15 protein-coding genes are annotated in these 16939 nt (G+C 72.2%); 3 read left to right on the plus strand and 12 right to left on the minus strand.

The annotated features are described in order from the left end of the window. Positions 1-69 precede the first annotated feature (69 nt). The 8 genes from ahcY to CLT74_RS17290 all read right to left on the minus strand — a co-directional run bounded on the left by ahcY (position 70) and on the right by CLT74_RS17290 (position 8633). Positions 70-1569: an adenosylhomocysteinase gene (ahcY, locus tag CLT74_RS17255; protein ID WP_099847455.1), complete on the minus strand. Its 1500-nt coding sequence runs from the start codon at positions 1567-1569 to the stop codon at positions 70-72. 291 nt (positions 1570-1860) lie between these two features. Continuing rightward, entirely contained in the window at positions 1861-3018 is a 1158-nt protein-coding gene (gene manA / locus CLT74_RS17260; RefSeq protein ID WP_099847456.1) for a mannose-6-phosphate isomerase, class I, read from the minus strand. Positions 3019-3021: 3 nt separating this feature from the next. Further along, a complete protein-coding gene (locus tag CLT74_RS17265; protein WP_099847457.1) occupies positions 3022-3975 on the minus strand; it encodes a cation diffusion facilitator family transporter in 954 nt (317 codons plus the stop codon). Continuing rightward, the gene (locus CLT74_RS17270) at positions 3972-5168 is read right to left on the minus strand and encodes an SIS domain-containing protein (protein ID WP_099847458.1); all 1197 of its coding nucleotides are present in this window, start codon (positions 5166-5168) and stop codon (positions 3972-3974) included. Before CLT74_RS17270 ends, CLT74_RS17265 begins: the two co-directional genes overlap by 4 nt. After that, entirely contained in the window at positions 5165-5347 is a 183-nt protein-coding gene (locus CLT74_RS17275; RefSeq protein ID WP_099847459.1) for a Trm112 family protein, read from the minus strand. Before CLT74_RS17275 ends, CLT74_RS17270 begins: the two co-directional genes overlap by 4 nt. Positions 5348-5409: 62 nt before the next feature. Continuing rightward, the gene (locus CLT74_RS17280) at positions 5410-6789 is read right to left on the minus strand and encodes a phosphomannomutase/phosphoglucomutase (RefSeq protein ID WP_099852216.1); all 1380 of its coding nucleotides are present in this window, start codon (positions 6787-6789) and stop codon (positions 5410-5412) included. A gap of 69 nt (positions 6790-6858) precedes the next feature. Next, positions 6859-8223 (minus strand): hypothetical protein, encoded by a 1365-nt coding sequence (locus CLT74_RS17285; RefSeq protein ID WP_099847460.1) that lies wholly within the window; start codon positions 8221-8223, stop codon positions 6859-6861. A gap of 122 nt (positions 8224-8345) precedes the next feature. Beyond that, positions 8346-8633 (minus strand): hypothetical protein, encoded by a 288-nt coding sequence (locus CLT74_RS17290; protein ID WP_099847461.1) that lies wholly within the window; start codon positions 8631-8633, stop codon positions 8346-8348. Positions 8634-8777: 144 nt separating this feature from the next. Here CLT74_RS17290 and CLT74_RS17295 point away from each other — a divergent pair, with 144 nt between their 5' ends. Beyond that, positions 8778-10010: an SUKH-3 domain-containing protein gene (locus CLT74_RS17295; RefSeq protein ID WP_099847462.1), complete on the plus strand. Its 1233-nt coding sequence runs from the start codon at positions 8778-8780 to the stop codon at positions 10008-10010. Positions 10011-10019: 9 nt separating this feature from the next. Here CLT74_RS17295 and CLT74_RS17300 read toward each other — a convergent pair whose 3' ends face one another. Next, positions 10020-11459, minus strand: coding sequence for an aldehyde dehydrogenase family protein (locus CLT74_RS17300; protein ID WP_099847463.1), 1440 nt, complete (start codon positions 11457-11459; stop codon positions 10020-10022). A 140-nt stretch (positions 11460-11599) separates the two neighbouring features. Here CLT74_RS17300 and CLT74_RS17305 point away from each other — a divergent pair, with 140 nt between their 5' ends. Both CLT74_RS17305 and gabT read left to right on the plus strand, forming a co-directional pair. Further along, complete coding sequence (locus CLT74_RS17305; protein WP_099847464.1) at positions 11600-13036, plus strand: gamma-aminobutyraldehyde dehydrogenase; 1437 nt, start codon at positions 11600-11602, stop codon at positions 13034-13036. A 5-nt stretch (positions 13037-13041) separates the two neighbouring features. Next, complete coding sequence (gene gabT, locus CLT74_RS17310) at positions 13042-14313, plus strand: 4-aminobutyrate--2-oxoglutarate transaminase (protein WP_099847465.1); 1272 nt, start codon at positions 13042-13044, stop codon at positions 14311-14313. 68 nt (positions 14314-14381) lie between these two features. Here gabT and CLT74_RS17315 read toward each other — a convergent pair whose 3' ends face one another. From CLT74_RS17315 to CLT74_RS17325, 3 genes are all read right to left on the minus strand, one after another. Beyond that, positions 14382-15062, minus strand: a complete 681-nt coding sequence (locus tag CLT74_RS17315; protein ID WP_099847466.1) for a hypothetical protein — start codon at positions 15060-15062, stop codon at positions 14382-14384. A gap of 120 nt (positions 15063-15182) precedes the next feature. Then, entirely contained in the window at positions 15183-15818 is a 636-nt protein-coding gene (locus tag CLT74_RS17320; RefSeq protein WP_099847467.1) for a M15 family metallopeptidase, read from the minus strand. Continuing rightward, a complete protein-coding gene (locus tag CLT74_RS17325; RefSeq protein ID WP_099847468.1) occupies positions 15815-16939 on the minus strand; it encodes a D-alanine--D-alanine ligase family protein in 1125 nt (374 codons plus the stop codon). The genes CLT74_RS17320 and CLT74_RS17325 overlap by 4 nt, the downstream gene beginning before the upstream one ends.

The raw sequence follows: 16939 nt of genomic DNA on the forward strand, positions 1-16939 counted from the left end.
GCACGGCAGACCCGCAGGGCCACCTCCGGGGTCGGCCGTCGCGGTCAGCCCCGGAGGTGGCGTCGATGCTCAGTAGCGGTAGTGGTCCGGCTTGAACGGGCCGTCCACGGTGACGCCGAGGTAGGCGGCCTGCTCCTTGGTGAGCGTGGTCAGCCTGGCGCCCAGGGCGTCCAGGTGCAGCCGGGCGACCTTCTCGTCTAGGTGCTTGGGCAGCACGTAGACGCCGATCGGGTACTCGTCGGGCTTGGTGAACAGCTCGATCTGGGCGATCGTCTGGTTGGCGAACGAGTTCGACATCACGAAGCTCGGGTGGCCGGTGGCGTTGCCCAGGTTCAGCAGGCGGCCCTCGGAGAGCACGATGATGGCGTGACCGTCGTCGAAGCGCCACACGTCGACCTGCGGCTTGATGTTCTCCCGGGTGACGTCCGAGCGCTTCGCCAGGCCGGCCATGTCGATCTCGTTGTCGAAGTGGCCGATGTTGCCGACGATGGCCTGGTGCTTCATCCGGGCCATGTGCTCGTTGGTGATGACGTCGAAGCAGCCGGTGGCGGTGATGAAGATGTCGGCCTGCTCGACCACGTCCTCCAGGGTCGCGACCTGGTAGCCGTCCATCGCCGCCTGGAGCGCGCAGATCGGGTCGACCTCGGTCACCACGACCCGGGCACCCTGGCCACGCAGCGACTCGGCGCAGCCCTTGCCGACGTCGCCGTAGCCGAGCACGACTGCCATCTTGCCGCCGATCAGCACGTCGGTGGCGCGGTTGATGCCGTCGATCAGCGAGTGGCGGCAGCCGTACTTGTTGTCGAACTTGCTCTTGGTCACCGAGTCGTTGACGTTGATGGCCGGGAAGAGCAGCGTGCCGGCGCGGTGCATGTCGTAGAGCCGGTGCACGCCGGTGGTGGTCTCCTCGGTGACGCCCTTGATGCCGGCGGCGATCCGGGTCCACCGCTGCCCGTTGGCGGCCAGCGAGCGGTGCAGCAGCTCCAGGATGACCGCGTACTCCTCGGAGTCGGCGGACTCGACAGCCGGCACCGCCCCGGCCTTCTCGAACTCGACGCCCTTGTGGACGAGCAGCGTGGCGTCGCCACCGTCGTCCAGGATCATGTTCGGGCCGTCCCCCTCGGGCCAGTCCAGCACCTGCTCGGTGCACCACCAGTACTCCGGAAGGGTCTCGCCCTTCCACGCGTACACCGGGACTCCGGCAGGAGCGTCGACGGTGCCCTCGGGGCCGACGACGACCGCGGCGGCGGCGTGGTCCTGGGTGGAGAAGATGTTGCACGACGCCCAGCGGACCTGCGCGCCGAGCGCGACCAGGGTCTCGATCAGCACGGCGGTCTGAATCGTCATGTGCAGCGACCCGGTGATCCGCGCGCCCGCGAGGGGCTGCGCGTCGGCGAACTCACGGCGGATCGCCATCAGGCCGGGCATCTCGTGCTCGGCGAGGCGGATCTCCTTGCGACCGAACTCGGCGAGCGACAGATCCGCCACCTTGTAGTCGCCCTCGGCGACAGTACGCGGCCGGACCTCGGACGACGTGCCACTGGCGGACGCCGGGAGGGTGCTGGTCATGAAAGCTCCTGTCGGACGATGGTGCTGCGCAACCTCCCACCTTACGCGCGCTCGGCACAGGCGGCCGGGGTGGTTACGGACAGCGCACGGGGCGGCCGGTGTGGACGTGTGCCGTCCAACTCCGTCCGCCCCGTGCATCCCCCCGGTTTGGTTCCCCCGCGCGTTCTCGGACCATCGTCGCGATAACGCTGCGCACTCATAGAGTCACACTAAGCAAGCACGGAGTCAAGCTATTCCGGGAATGTCGGACTTATTGGTTGCACTGATCCTGACGCTGGGCGCCCGGCAGGCTCAGACCAGTCCGGTCGAGGCGATGTACGTCTCACCCTCGCCGGTGACCGTCAGTGGACCGCCAACGGCCGGCCCGACCGCGGCCCGACCGGGGCCGAGAATCACCGGCCCCACCCCGTCGGTCACGGTGATCCGACCGGCCGTGCAGAGCACCACCCGGGGGCCCGGGACGCTCAGCGTCACCTCGCGCCGCCCGTCGCCCACTGTCACCCGGTGCAACGCGAAGTCGTCCACCGGCACCGGCCAGGTCACCACCCCGTCGGCGACCTGCCGGGGCGCGACCACCGGCTGGTCGAGCACCTCGAAACGGAGCACCCGCAGCAGTTCGGCCACGTCCACGTGCTTCGGGGTCAACCCGCCCCGCAACACGTTGTCGCTGGCCGCCATCACCTCCACGCCGGTACCGCGCAGGTAGGCGTGCAGGTTCCCGGCCGGCATCCAGATCGCCTCACCGGGGGCCAGCCGCACCCGGTTGAGCAGCAACGCCACGAGCACTCCGGGATCGGCCGGGTAGACCTCGGCCAGCAGCGCCACCAGGTCCGCGTCCGGCCCGTCCGCCACCCGGGCAGCCGCCACCAGGCCCGCACGCTCCGCCGTCGGCCACTCCAGCAGCAGGCGTACGGCGTCGGCCAGCCCCGCCGGCCCGGCGGCCAACGCGTCGAGCACCGGCCGCAGCTGCGGTACGCCCAGCGCGGCGAACACCCGCACCGAGACAGCGGGATCACGGAACCCGCACAGCGCCTCCATCGGCCCGAGCGCCACCAGCAGCTCCGGCTTGTGGAACGGGTCGACGTAGTTGCGGTGTCCACCGGGCCGGGCCTGCTCGGCGGCGTGACCGGCCCGCGCCTGCTCGGCGTCGGGGTGCGCCTGGAGGCTCAGCGGGGCCGCCGCGGCCAGCACCTTGAGCAGGAACGGCAGGCGGGTCCCGAACCGGTCGAGCACCGGCCGGCCGAGCCAGTCGACAGGCTCGGCGGCGAGCACGTCGGTGAGCGCGATCCGCGCGCCGTCGCGTTCGACGGCGGCCGGCGCGCACGGATGTGCCCCGAGCCACAGCTCCGCCTCGGGCGCCGCGCTCGGCACCGGCCGCCCCTGGAGTTCGGCGATCGCCGAACGGGAACCCCAGGCGTAGTCCTTGATCGGACCGTACAGCGGTTCCACAGGTCAGCTCCCAGCGTGCCCGGACGTGCTGGAGGACCCGGCGGTGGCCTGGTAGATGTCCGGTTCGAGGTAGATGACCCGGGCGACCGGCACGGCCGCGCGGATCCGCTTCTCCACCGCGTCGATGCCCCGGGCGACCTCCTCGGCGCTCTCACACCGCCCCACCGCGATCTTCGCCGCCACCATCAGCTCCTCCGGGCCGAGGTAGAGAGTCTTCATGTGGATGATCCGCTCCACCTCGGGGCCGGCGGTGACCGCCTGCTCGATGGCCGACACATCGGCCGGTTCGGCCCCCTCGCCCAGCAGCAGGCTCTTGGTTTCCACAGCCAGCACGACCGCGATTGTCACCAGCAGCAGACCGATCATCGCGGTGCCGGCCGCGTCCCACCTGCCGTTGCCGGTGGCCAGGGTCATGCCCACCCCGAACAGGGCGAAGACCAGGCCGACGAGCGCGCCGAAGTCCTCCAGCAGCACCACCGGCAGCTCCGGCGCCTTCGACCGGCGGATGAACCTGGTCCAGGACTCGCGGCCCCGGACCAGGTTCGACTCCTTGATGGCGGTACGGAAGGAGAAGGACTCCATCACGATCGCCGCGAGCAGCACGGTCACCGGCACCCACTGCCAGTTGGTGATGCCGTGCGGGTCGGACCACTTGTGCCACGCCTCGTAGAGCGCGAACAGGCCACCCAGGCTGAACAGCACGATCGAGACGATGAACGCGTAGACGTAGCGTTCCCGGCCGTAGCCGAAGGGATGCTGCGGGGTGGCGGCGCGCCGGGCCCGCTTGCCGCCGAGCAGCAGCAGAGCCTGGTTGCCCGCGTCGGCGACCGAGTGGATGGACTCGGCGAGCATCGACGACGAACTCGTCAGCAGGTAGGCCACGAACTTCGTCACGGCGATACCGACGTTGGCGAGCAGCGCGGCGATGATCGCCTTGATGCCACCCTGGGTGCTCACTGGTTGGCCAGTTCCTTCATCTCGGTGATCGCCGGCACCGCCATCGGGTCCAGGCCGTGCGCCAACGCCAGGTAGATCGACGCGAAGTCCGGCACCGCCACCAGGGAGGCGAGCCGCTCCAACGCCGAGCCGCCCTCGGCGGTGACCACGTCGCACCTGACGCCCCGCCGCTCAGCGAGGGTCTGCACCGCGTCCGCGCGCCGCTCCTCGACGGCGAGTGGCTCATCGGCGTCGTCCTCGGCGTTCAGGCCGCCGTCGCGCAGCAGCACCAACCGGAGTCGGGTGCCCTCACCGTCCGACTCGTCGGGATCGGCGAAGATGTCCCGCTCCCCCTCGGCCAGGCCCCCGAAGACCCCGTCGAGCAGCCCGACCCGGCCCCGGCCCGCCTCGCCGAGCGCACCGGTGACCACCGGGTACCGGGCGTTTGCCGACAGGGTGTCGCCGAAGCGACGCGCGGCGACCGCCGCCAGCGGAGACGAGCCCCACACGATCGGGATAGACCCGGCCAGCCCGAGGGCGAGGGATTTCGCCGGATTGACGAAGGACTCCGCCGTCGGGCGGCTGCGGTCGGCGTCGGCGTCCAGCCGGGCCGCCGTCTCCGCCAGATCCGCCTCGTTCACCTTGACCAGGCCGAGGGCCCGGGCGGCGAGCAGGACCGGCACGGTCAGCCCCCACAGGCTGGCCCGCGCGGGTGCCCGCCGGGGCACCGGGATGAACGGGGCGCGGGCCCGCTCGGCGACCGAGTGCAGTTGCGAGTCCGCCGGGCCCACCGCGACCAGTCGGGCGCCCCGCCGGTGGGCGGCCTCGGCGGCGCCCAACGCCTCGGGGCTGCGACCGGAGGCACTTACCGCGATCACCACGTCGGCCGCGCCGACCCAGCCCGGCACTCCGGCGAGGCGGTGCGCGATGACCGGTACCGGGCAGCGTGGCCCGGCGACGGTGGCCAGCACGTCACCGGTCCGCCCGGCGGTGCCGATGCCGGCGATCACGACCGCCCGCGGACGTCCGTCGTCGGCGAGTACGGACAGGTTCGCCTCGGCGGCCAGGGCCGCCGACTCGCGTACCTGTGCGCCCGCCGAGGCGGTGTGCCGCAGCATGCCGCCCGGATCCCGCTCGGCGAGTGCCTGCGGGTCGTCGAGGAGCCGCTCGTCGGCGTTGCGGTGGCCACTGACGCCGGCCGTTCCGTCGATCACGATCCCTCCGCCGGGCCGCGCGCCTCGTCCAGCAGCAGCACCGGTACGTCGTCGCGGACCTCGAAGATCCGGCGACACTCGGTGCAGGTGAGCGTCTGGGCCTGCGCGTCGTAGGTCAGCGGGGCATGGTGCGTGTCCGGGCAGGCGAGGATTTCCAGCAACTGCGGGTCGAGGGCCACTGCGCGGCTCCTTCCACGTGTGCGGCTTCACCGGTCGGGGGTGCCGACCGGCGCGAGCGATCTTATCGGCGAACCCGGTCGAGCACCTCGTCGCGGAGCGCGGTCATCCGCTCGGCCGTCGGTGCCTCGACGTTGAGCCGCAGCAGCGGCTCGGTGTTCGAGGCGCGCAGGTTGAACCACGCCCCGTCGGAAAAACGCAGGGTGAGCCCGTCCATCTCGTCCGCCTCGGCGTCCGGGTACGCGGCACGCACCTCGGCGACCTTCGCCGCCTGGTCCGCCACGGTGGAGTTGATCTCACCCGAGGCGACGTACCGCTCGTACTCGGCGGCCAGCGTGGACAGCGGCAGCGGCTGCTCACCGAGCGCCGCCAGGGTGTGCATCGCCGCCAGCATCCCGGTGTCGGCGAACCAGAAGTCCCGGAAGTAGTAGTGCGCCGAGTGCTCCCCACCGAAGACCGCGTTGGTGCGGGCCATCTCGGCCTTGATGAACGAGTGGCCCACCCGGGCCACCACCGGCTCACCGCCGTGCTCCCGAATGATCTCGGGTACCGCACTGGAGGTGATCAGGTTGTGGATCACCGTCGAGCCGGGGTGCTTGGCCAGTTCCCGGGCCGCCACCAACGCGGTGATCGCCGACGGGGAGACCGGCTCACCGCGCTCGTCCACCACGAAGCAACGGTCGGCGTCTCCGTCGAAGGCCAGCCCGATGTCGGCGCCGTGCGCCACCACCGCCCGTTGCAGGTCGACCAGGTTCGCCGGGTCCAACGGGTTGGCCTCGTGGTTGGGGAACGTGCCGTCCAACTCGAAGTACAACGGCACGATCCGCAGCGGCAGGGCCGGCAGGGCGGCATCGCCGAGCACACTCGGCACGGTGTGCCCGCCCATCCCGTTGCCCGCGTCCACCACCACCGTCAACGGCCGGATGCCGGCGAGATCCACGAGCGTGCGCAGGTGTGCCGCGTAGTCGGGCAGCAGGTCCCGCCGCTGCGTCGGTGCGGTCGGCTCGCCGAGCGGCTCGTCCTTGTCGAGCAGCGCCTGGGCCCGGTCGCGGACCTCGGCCAGCCCGCTGTCCTGCCCGACCGGGCGAGCACCTGCGTGACACAGCTTGATGCCGTTGTACTGCGCCGGGTTGTGGCTGGCGGTGAACATCGCCCCGGGCAGCCCGAGCGCGCCGGAGGCGTAGTAGACCATGTCGGTCGAGGCGAGGCCGATCTCGATGACCGGGCGGCCCTCGGCGCGTACGCCGGTGGCGAAGGCGGCGGCCAGCCCGGGCCCGGAGGCCCGCATGTCGTGCCCGATCAGCACCGCCTGCCCCGGCTCGCCAGCGGCGTCGAGCATCTGGGCGAAGGCGACGCCGAGAGCACCGGCGACACGCTCGTCCCACTGGTCCGGCACCGTCCCACGGACGTCGTACGCCTTCACGATCCGGGACAGATCAGACACCGGTTCCACTCCTCGCCTGCGGGTCGTCAACGAACCTGAGCGTATCGGAGCGGCGGCGCCCACCCCGGCTCAGCCGCCGAGCCCGCGCCCGTACTCCGGTTCGTCCCCCTTGCCGGCCCCCGGTGAACCGTCCGGGCGCCCGGACACCCTGCCCTGACCGGGCCCGGCGGGTGGGCCGGAGGGCGGAACGGCCGGCGGGCCGGCGGGCGGCACGGCCGGACCCGGGGTCGGCGCGGGCGGAAAACCCGGGGTCGGCGCGGCCAGACCGGGCGTCGGCGGGGCCGGCGGGGCGGAGGTGGGCGGAACGGTACGCGCCGGTGGCACCGCCGCGCGGGCGGAGGTGCCGGGCGGGACCGGGCGGGTCGGTTCGACCGGGTCGGCGGGCCGGGTCGCGTCGCCCGGGTCGGCCGGCCGGGCACCGTACAGACCGCCGGTCGGGCGGGATGCCGGGGCACCGCCGTAGACCCGAGGCGTTCCGGGCCGACTCGTCCCGTACGCCTGACCGGGCGCCACCGGCGGCACGGCACCTGGAGCGGGCGGACCCGGCACGGTGCCCAGACCCGGCGGGACCGGTACGGCGCCCGGGACGGGCACTACCGGCGCGGCACCCGGACCGCCGCCGGAACGGTAGGTGGTGCCGCCCGGGTTGCGCGGCGGCGGGATCTCGAATCCGTCGGCCGGTCGTCCCCGGTTCCTGCGATCCTTGCGGGAACGGTGGATCAGCAGCCCGATGAGCAGCGCACCGGCGGCCACCATGGCGATGCCGAAGTACATCACCGGCGATCCGCCGGAGGACTCGCCGGCGGTCTGGGCGAGGTCGTCAGTCGCCTCGGCGGCCAGCGCCACGGTCGGCGTCGCCTCGACTGACGGTTCCTCGGCCACCTGCTCGCTCGGCGACGGGGAGGGCGTGGGTGACGGGGAGGGCGACACCGGGACCCGCCCGCCCACCACCCGCGACGACGCGGCTGCCCGGCCCAGCACGGCGCCCCGCGCCGTGGTCGCCTCACCCGTCAGCACCAGTCGACCACCGGGGGCGGCCGCGGCGAAGGCGACCCGGTACCGCACCGCCACACCCTTGCCCTTGCAGAGTTCGTCTCTGGCCGGGGCCACCGGCGTGGTGGTGACGAGTCCCGCTTCGCCGGAGACGCCCACCGGCACCCAGCGACCTCCCACGTTGGCCTGCACCGCCACCTGGTCGGCCCGGACGTCGGGCAGGCTGAGACCCAGCGCGGTGCGTACCCGCACGCACCCGTCGGTGCGCTTGCGCACCTCCACGGTCACCCCTGCGGCGGAACGGCCCGCGGTGAAGCTGCCAGCCGAACGCACCCGCACCCGGTCCTCGTCGGCGTGCGCGGGCGCGCCACCGAGCGCCACCAGGGCGCCCAGGAACACGCAGACCGTCGCGAGCCGCGCCGTGTGCCGACGTACCGACATGATCAACCACCGTTCCTCCCCCGACGGGGGAACGCCGGTCAGGCTACTACCGGGACCCGACCTCGGCTGGTCATCGAGCACCCCGCATGTGTGCCGCACCACGTCACGGTGGCGCTCGGCGCTCACGCGGGGCGGTCCGGACCCGCCTCGGACCCGGGTTCGGCGGTGCCGCCCGCATCGCCCCCGTCCGTGTCGGCGCCGTCGGCGTCCCCGCTGGCGTCGGTGCCGTCCGCGTCGTCCCCGCCGCCCGTCGCGCCTAGCGCCAGGGCGAACGCGATACCGAAGGCCACCCCGATGCCGACGCCGGCGACGCCGTCCAGCGCCGCCACACCTATCACCACGCCGAGCAGGATTCCCACCGGCCAGGCCCAGAGCTTTCGGTCACCGTCCTGCTTCTCCGGTGCTGCCATGCCGCGAGCCTATTGCGCCCCGTCGAGGCCCGCAGTGGGCGACGTCCGCGCCGTTCGGCGCGGCAGAACTACCGCTCGTCTCACGTTCGGTAGGGTCGACCGCACGCAGCGCCACGAAACGACGTAGTCCGATAGGTTCCGGGTGTGATTGACCGCGACCAGGCCGAGCAGCTCGCAGCGGTGTGGGCACGTCGCGATTCGCTGCGCCTGGGGCGCGAGTGCCGGCCGGTGGTCGCCGAGTTCGACCTCGGTTACGTCATCATCTCCACCCCGTCCACACATGTCGGTGCGCTTCCCGGTGATCTGCCCTCGACAGTGGTCGACAAGCGGACCGGCGAGGTGAGCACCTGGCCGAGGGTGCCGCCGGACGTGGTGGCACGCCTCTACCGCCGCAGCCGGGTCGCTGTCCCGCCGACCCAGCGCACCGTGGACCCGGCCGGTCAGCTGCTGCGGGAGATCCACCGGCTGCCCGCACCGACCACCACCGCGCGCCTCACCGTCGAAGGGCGGATCTTCACCGCCCAGGGCGCCAAGGGCGACGTGGTGCTCAACCATCACCCGCTGGTCCGCGCGTACCTCGACGTGCTGCCAGCCGGCCGGCTGGTCCGGGGCGGAGAGCGGCACGCGGAGGTCGTGGTGGTCTCCGATGTCCTGCACGAGTACGACCGTCGCCGCACCGCCGAAGGCATCGCCACCATGAGCCTGGGCGATGCCAGGGACCTGCTGAGTTCCGCCCGCATCGAGGTGTCCCGGGTCCGCGACCCGGGCGATCGACACGGCGGACCGGCCGACCGGCCCTGTGACTCGTGCCTGACCATGCTCGTGGAGTTCAACGTCCTGCCCCGCGCCGAACGGGCCCACACCGAGCCCTGGTTTCCGGAACCAGCTCCCGATCCGGCCCCCGGCCGGTTTCCCCCGGAGGTGGCGCGGGCGCTTGTCGCCGCCGGCTGGCGACCGCAGGCCAGCGACGCAGCGGTGGCGACGGCGACGGTTCACGGCGTCGGTACGGTTGGTGGCAGGACGTACGCGCACGCCCCGTTCCCCGCCGCGATCGCCACGCTCACCGCGTTCCCGCGACTGCTCAGCCTGCGACGTGGCCCCGGCGAGCAGGTGTGGATCTCACGGTTCGACATCAACCCGCGCCAGCTCGCCCAGACCGCCGACCTGCTCGGCGACTTCGCGGCGGTGATCGGCGCCCGGCTGTTCCCGCTCGGCACCGAGGGCGGGCAGAGCATCGTCGCGGTCGACGAGCAGGGCCGGATCTTCGCGCTGGACCAGGCGGGTGAGTGGTTCCTCGGGGGCAACATCGACACCGCGCTCACCACCCTGCTGCTCGGCCGCGCCCCGGCCCGGGTACGCGACGACGGCGGCTGGTGACGCCGACGGTCAGAGCCGCACACCGGTCAGGACCGTGACGCGGGGCTCGGTGTAGTCGTCCATGGCGCTGCGCAGTCCCTCGCGACCCACCCCGCTGCCCTTCACACCGCCGTACGGCATCTGGTCGGCGCGGTAGGAGGGCACGTCACCGACGATCACTCCGCCGACCTGGAGGGTGCGCGCCGCGGCGAACGCGACGTCGAGGCGGCGGGTGAAGACGCCGGCCTGCAACCCGTACACCGAGTCGTTCACCGCCGCGAAGCCGGCGGCGTCGTCGACCACCCGGTCCACCACGAGCACCGGGCCGAAGACCTCCTCCGCGTGGACCTTAGTGTCCCGGGGCACTCCACTGAGGACTGTGGGCGGGTAGGTCGCGCCGTCACGCCGGCCGCCGGTCTCGATTGTCGCGCCGGCCGTCACCGCCTCGTCCACCCACGCCTCCACCCGACGGGCCGCGGCCTCGGACACCAGCGGGCCGACGTCGGTGAGCGGGTCGGTCGGGTCTCCGGTACGCAGCTCGCGCACCGCCGCGACCAGTCGGGGCAGGAAGCCGTCGTAGAGCCATTCGTGCACGTAGACCCGCTGCACGGCGATGCAGGACTGGCCGGCCTGGTAGTTGGCGAAGGTGGCGACGCGCTGCGCCGCGAAGGTGAGGTCCTCGTCCTCGGCCCAGTCCTGACAGATCAGCACCGCCGCGTTGCCGCCCAGCTCCAGGGTCACGTGTTTGTCCGGAACGGAGCGGCGGATCGCCGCGCCTACCGGTCCGGAGCCGGTGAATGAGACGACCGGCAGTCGGGGGTCGGTGACCAGCTCGGCGGCGCGTTCGTTGGGCAGCGGCAGTATCGAGAACATGCCCTCCGGCAGTTCCGTCTCGGCCAGGATCTCCCCCAGCAGCAGCGCGGACAGCGGGGTGGCCGGTGCCGGCTTGACGATGATCGGCGCACCGACCGCGATCGCCGGGGCGACCTTGTGCGCCACCAGGTTCAACGGGAAGTTGAACGGCGTGATGCCGAGCACCGGCCCCTTGGGCACCCGGCGGACCAGCGCGATGCGACCGGTGGCGGCCGGGTCGGTGTCGAGCCGTTGCAGCTCACCGGAGAACCGACGGGCCTCCTCGGCCGCCCACCGAAATGTCGAGCTGGCCCGGCTCACCTCGGCCCGCGACCACTTGACCGGCTTGCCGTTCTCGGCGGTGATCAGCTGAGCGACCTCCTCGGCCCGCTCGGCGAGGCGGCGTGAGACGTGGTCCAGGGCCGCCGCGCGGACGTACGCGGGCAGCGCGGCGGCGGTCGCGGCCACCTCGGCCGCCGCCGCCACTGCTGCCTCGACCTGGTCGGCGGTGGCGACAGTGGTACGCCCGACCGGGTGACAGTCGTAGGGGTGGTGCACTGTCACCTCGTCGGCACCGTGGACGGGCCGACCGGCGACGAAGAACGCTGCGGGCTCCACGTGCGCAGCCTAGACGACCGCCTCGTCCACGGAAACAGTCGCCTTAACCCTTGTCTGCCGCGAATTCAGTAGCGAAGATGGCAGCAAGATTGCGATAACCGCCGCAGCGAGACCCCCGGACCCCTCGGAGTGATCCAGTCATGAGTGACAAGCAGAGGCTGCGCAACTTCGTCAACGGCGAGTACGTCGAGCCGGTCGACGGCGGCTACGCCGACCTGATCGACCCGTGCACCGGGGAGGTCTTCGCCCAGACGCCGGTCTCCGGCACCGCCGACGTGGACGCGGCGATGCGGGCCGCCGCCACCGCCTTCGACGGCTGGCGGGACAGCACCCCGGCCGAGCGGCAGCGGGCGCTGCTCAAGCTCGCCGACGCGGTCGAGGCCCGGGCCGCCGACCTGGTCGACGCGGAGGTACGCAACACCGGCAAGCCACGCCAGCTCACCGCCGACGAGGAACTGCCGCCGGCGGTGGACGAGTTCCGCTTCTTCGCCGGGGCCGCCCGCCTGCTGGAGGGCCGCTCGGCCGGCGAGTACCTGGCCGGGCACACCTCGTACGTACGGCGCGAGCCGATCGGGGTCTGCGCCCAGGTCACGCCCTGGAACTATCCGCTGATGATGGCGGTCTGGAAGATCGCTCCCGCGCTGGCGGCCGGCAACACGGTGGTCCTCAAGCCGTCCGACACCACTCCGGTGTCGACGCTGCTGCTCGCCGAGATCGCCGCCGAGTACCTGCCGCCGGGCGTGTTCAACGTGGTCTGCGGCGACCGGGACACCGGACGCGCCCTGGTCGCGCACCCCACCCCGCAACTGGTCTCCATCACCGGCTCGACCCGGGCCGGCATGGAGGTCGCCGCCGCCGCCGCACCCGACCTCAAGCGGACCCACCTGGAACTGGGCGGCAAGGCCCCGGTTGTGATCTTCGACGACGCGGACATCGCCGCGGCGGCCGAGGCCATCGCGGTAGGTGGCTACTTCAACGCCGGCCAGGACTGCACCGCGGCCACCCGGGTGCTCACCGGCCCCGGCGTGCATGAAGACTTCGTGGCCGCCCTCACCGAGCAGGCCCGCAACACGAGGACCGGCGCGCCGGACGACGAGGGCGTTCTCTACGGTCCGCTCAACAACGCCAACCAGTTGGCCCGGGTACGTGGCTTCCTGGACCGCCTGCCGGACCACGCGACGGTGCGGACCGGGGGCGCCCAGGTCGGCGAGCGCGGCTACTTCTACGCGCCGACAGTCGTCTCCGACGTACGGCAGGACGACGAGATCATCCAGGACGAGGTGTTCGGGCCGGTCATCACCGTGCAGCGGTTCTCCGACGAGGACGAGGCGGTCCGCTGGGCCAACGGCGTCGACTACGGCCTGTCCGCCTCGGTCTGGACCCGCGACCACGGCCGGGCGATGCGGATGACCCGACGGCTCGACTTCGGCTGCGTCTGGGTGAACACCCACATCCCGTTCATCTCCGAGATGCCGCACGGCGGCTTCAAGCACTCCGGCCACGGCAAGGACCTCTCCGTCTACAGCCTGGAGGACTACACCCGCATCAAGCACGTCATGCACAACATCGAGGGCTGACCCCGATGACCTCCTCGGAAGAACTGCACAAGCGGCGGGGTGCCGCCGTCGCCCGGGGCGTCGGCAGCGTCATCAGCTCCTACGTGGACTCCGCGTCGGGTGGCACGCTCACCGACGTCGACGGCCGCCGGTGGATCGACTTCGCCGCCGGCATCGCCGTCACGAACGTCGGCAACTCCGCGCCGCGGGTGGTCGAGGCCGTTCGGGCGCAGGTCGAACGGTTCACCCACACCTGCTTCATGGTCGCGCCGTACGAGTCGTACGTGGCGGTCTGCGAGCAGCTGAACGCGCTGACCCCGGGTGGGTTCGAGAAGCGTTCGGCGCTGTTCAACTCGGGCGCCGAGGCGGTGGAGAACGCGGTGAAGGTCGCCCGGCACGCCACCGGACGGCCGGCGGTGGTGGTGTTCGACCACGCGTACCACGGGCGGACCAACCTGACGATGGCGTTGACCGCCAAGAACATGCCGTACAAGCACCGGTTCGGGCCGTTCGCCGGCGAGGTCTACCGGGTGCCGATGTCGTACCCGTTGCGCGACGGTGGTCTGGACGGCGCCACGGCGGCGGCCCGCGCCATCGAGACCATCGAGAAGCAGGTCGGGGCGGAGAACGTCGCCGCGTTGCTGATCGAGCCGATCCAGGGCGAGGGCGGTTTCGTCGTACCGGCGAAGGGTTTTCTGCCGGCGCTGCGCGCGTGGGCGACGGCGGCCGGAGCGGTCTTCGTCGCCGACGAGATCCAGACCGGGTTCTGCCGCACCGGCGACTGGTTCGCCTGCCAGCACGAGGGCGTCGAACCGGACCTGGTGACCCTGGCCAAGGGCATGGCCGGTGGGCTGCCGCTGGCCGCGGTCACCGGCCGGGCGGAGCTGATGGACGCGGTGCACGTCGGCGGGCTCGGCGGCACCTACGGCGGCAATCCGATCGCCTGCGCCGCCGCCCTGGCCACCATCGAGACGATGCGGGAGCTGGACCTGGCCGGCGCGGCCCGGCGGATCGGGACGGTGCTTGCTGATCGGCTGCGCGCCGTCGCCGCCCGCGACCCGCGCATCGCCGAGGTACGCGGGCGCGGCGCGATGCTCGCCGTGGAGATCGTCACGCCGGGCACCCTGACCCCCGATCCGAGCGCCACGGCAGCGGTCTCGGCGGCCTGCCACGCCGCCGGCCTGCTCACCCTCACCTGCGGCACGTACGGCAACGTGCTGCGCTTCCTGCCACCACTCGTCATCTCCGACGACGAACTCGCCCGCGGCCTGGACATCCTCGACGCCGCCTTCGGGTGACCGACCGGCCGGGTGGTTGCCGCGTCCGCACCGCGCGGCAGCCACCCGGCCTCAAGCCGTCGCAGACCTCAGCGCAGCAGCTCGACGGTGTTGTTGCGCACCAGGTTCTTGCCCGGCTCCCGGATCTGCTCCATCGCGGCGGAGTTCAGCAGCACGCAACTGCCCGAGGGGCCGGTGATGGTGACGGTCGTCGCCTTGTTGTTGTCCAGGTTCGTCACCCGCAACCGGGTACCGACCGGGAAGCGGTCGCTTGTCGCAGCCGGCCCGGCGGCCTCGTCGAAGAAGGTGATCGCACCCTGGCAGGCCGAGCCGGTGACCGGGCGGGCCGCCGGCGGTGAGGCCGAGCCGGGCCGGTCGCCGATCACGTCCGGCTGTCCCGCGTCCGGCTGCGCGGCGGCGTCGCCGATCCGCTCGACCACGTTGCGCCGGATCACGTTCTTGCCCGGTTCGCGGACGAGTTCCATGGCGGCGGTGTTGAGCAGCACGCAACTGCCCGACGGACCGACGACTGTCACCTCCGCCACCTTGTCGTTGTCCAGGTTCGTCACCCGCAGTCGGGTACCGACGGGAAACTGGTTGCTGGTGGCGGCCGGTCCGCCGCCGTCGGCCGAGAACGTGATCGATCCCGAGCAGGCGCTCTGTCGGGTCGGTGCGCTGTCAGCGAACCCCAGTCCGGTGCCCACCGCCACCGTCGCCGCGGCGACCACCGCCACCCCCGCCGCCAGCACGTGCTTCCGCTGCAGCTTCACCTGTTCCTCCCGTCCTCACACCCTTGTGTTCGGGGGCTGGTACGGCGTGGGAGCGCTTTCCAGTTCATCTACGTGACACTTATCGAAACAAGCCTTCGAGTGAACCGGCGACAGCGCCGGTCATACCGGCCCGTAACGGGTGTTCGACGCGCCCGTCAACAACGCCCAGTAGCGGTCCCCGTACGACCAGTGCCACCACTCGGTCGGGTAGTTCACCAGGCCGGCACCGCGCAGCGCCCCCGCCATGATCTGCCGATGCCGGCGGGCCTCGGCACCTATCGACGACGCGGCGGTGAAGCAGGCGTTGCCGCTCGCCTCCGGGGTGGCGTCGACCGGGGTGCCCATGTCCAGCTCGATCCCGTCCACTGTGCACAGTGTCAGGTCCACCGCACCACCGGTGCTGTGCGGCGCCACCTCCACCGGCGAGACGAACTTGGTGGTCTCCCGGTACAGCCGCTCCGGCGACCAGTCCGGGTGGGCCCGCCGCAGTTCCTCCCGGTAGCCGGTGAAGATGTCCAGCTGCGCCTGGTAGGGCCGGTACCCCTCGACGACAAGCAGGCGCAACCCGTCAGGCAACGCGCGCTGCGCCGCCAGCAGCCGGTCCACCACAGGTTTGCGCAACCGGGCGTACGCGCCGGCCGGGTCGGCCGCCCGCTCGTCCAACCGCAGCTCGGGGATCTCGCGCAGGTCGAGAAGCGGTGCACCGTCGTCGGCACCGGGCACCGCCGCGACCCGTGGATCGCAGAGCAGGATCACCGCACACCTTCCCCGCCGGGCCGCTCCGCGTGCCGGGCGAACGCCAGTGCGACGAGGCGGTCCAGGATCTCCCGGTAGTCGACGCCGGCCGCCGCCCACACCTTCGGGTACATCGAGTGGGCGGTGAAACCGGGCATGGTGTTCAACTCGTTGACGTACAACTCGCCGGCCACCTCGTCGTAGAGGAAGTCGACCCGGGCCAGCCCCCAGCCACCGATCGCGGCGAACGCCCGCACCGACAGCTCCCGGATCCGCTCGGTCACCTCCCGGGGTAGCGGGGCCGGGACGACCATCGGATCGCTGTCGCCGAAGTACTTCTGGCGGTAGTCGAACCAGCCGCCGCTGACCCGCACCTCGCCGACCGCTGAAGCGTCCGGGCGGGTACCGCCGAGCACCCCGCACTCCAGTTCCCGGCCGTTCACCCCCTGCTCCACCACGACCACCGTGTCGTGTCGCAGCGCCTCCTCGACCGCCGCCCCCAGGTCGTCACCCTCGGCAACCCGGGAGATCCCGATCGAGGAACCCATCCGGGCCGGCTTGACGAACAGCGGACGGCGCAGCCCCAACACCAGCTTCTCCGGATCCTCGGTGGTCCGGTAGGTGGTCGCGTCGAAGGAGACGTGCGGGGTGATCGGCACCCCCTCGGCACGCAACGCCCGCTTCATCGCCACCTTGTCCATCCCGACGGCGGAGGCCAGGATGCCGCACCCGACGTACGGCACGCCCAGGGATTCGAGCAGTCCCTGCACCACCCCGTCCTCCCCGAACGGGCCGTGCAGCACCGGGAAGACCACGTCCAGTTCGGCGTGCACCGCGCCGGGCGCGTCCATCGCGGTCACCACGGCCGTACCCGGGCGCGGCCCGGCCCGCAGTTCCACGGCCGGACCGATCACCGTCAACCTGTCGTCGATGGCCCGCTCGGCCGCCGTACCGGCGAGAAACCCGGCCAGCGCCGCGTCCGGAACCAGCCGCTTCTCACCACCCCGGGTGACCCCGATGGCGACGATGCGGTACCCACCGCCGGCCAGCGCGCGCGCCACCCCGAGCGCAGAGGCGCAGGAAACGTCGTGCTCCGCCGACGGGCCGCCGAACAGAATTCCGATCCGCACTGGTGCACTCAT

The organism is Verrucosispora sp. CNZ293 (genome assembly GCF_002754655.1).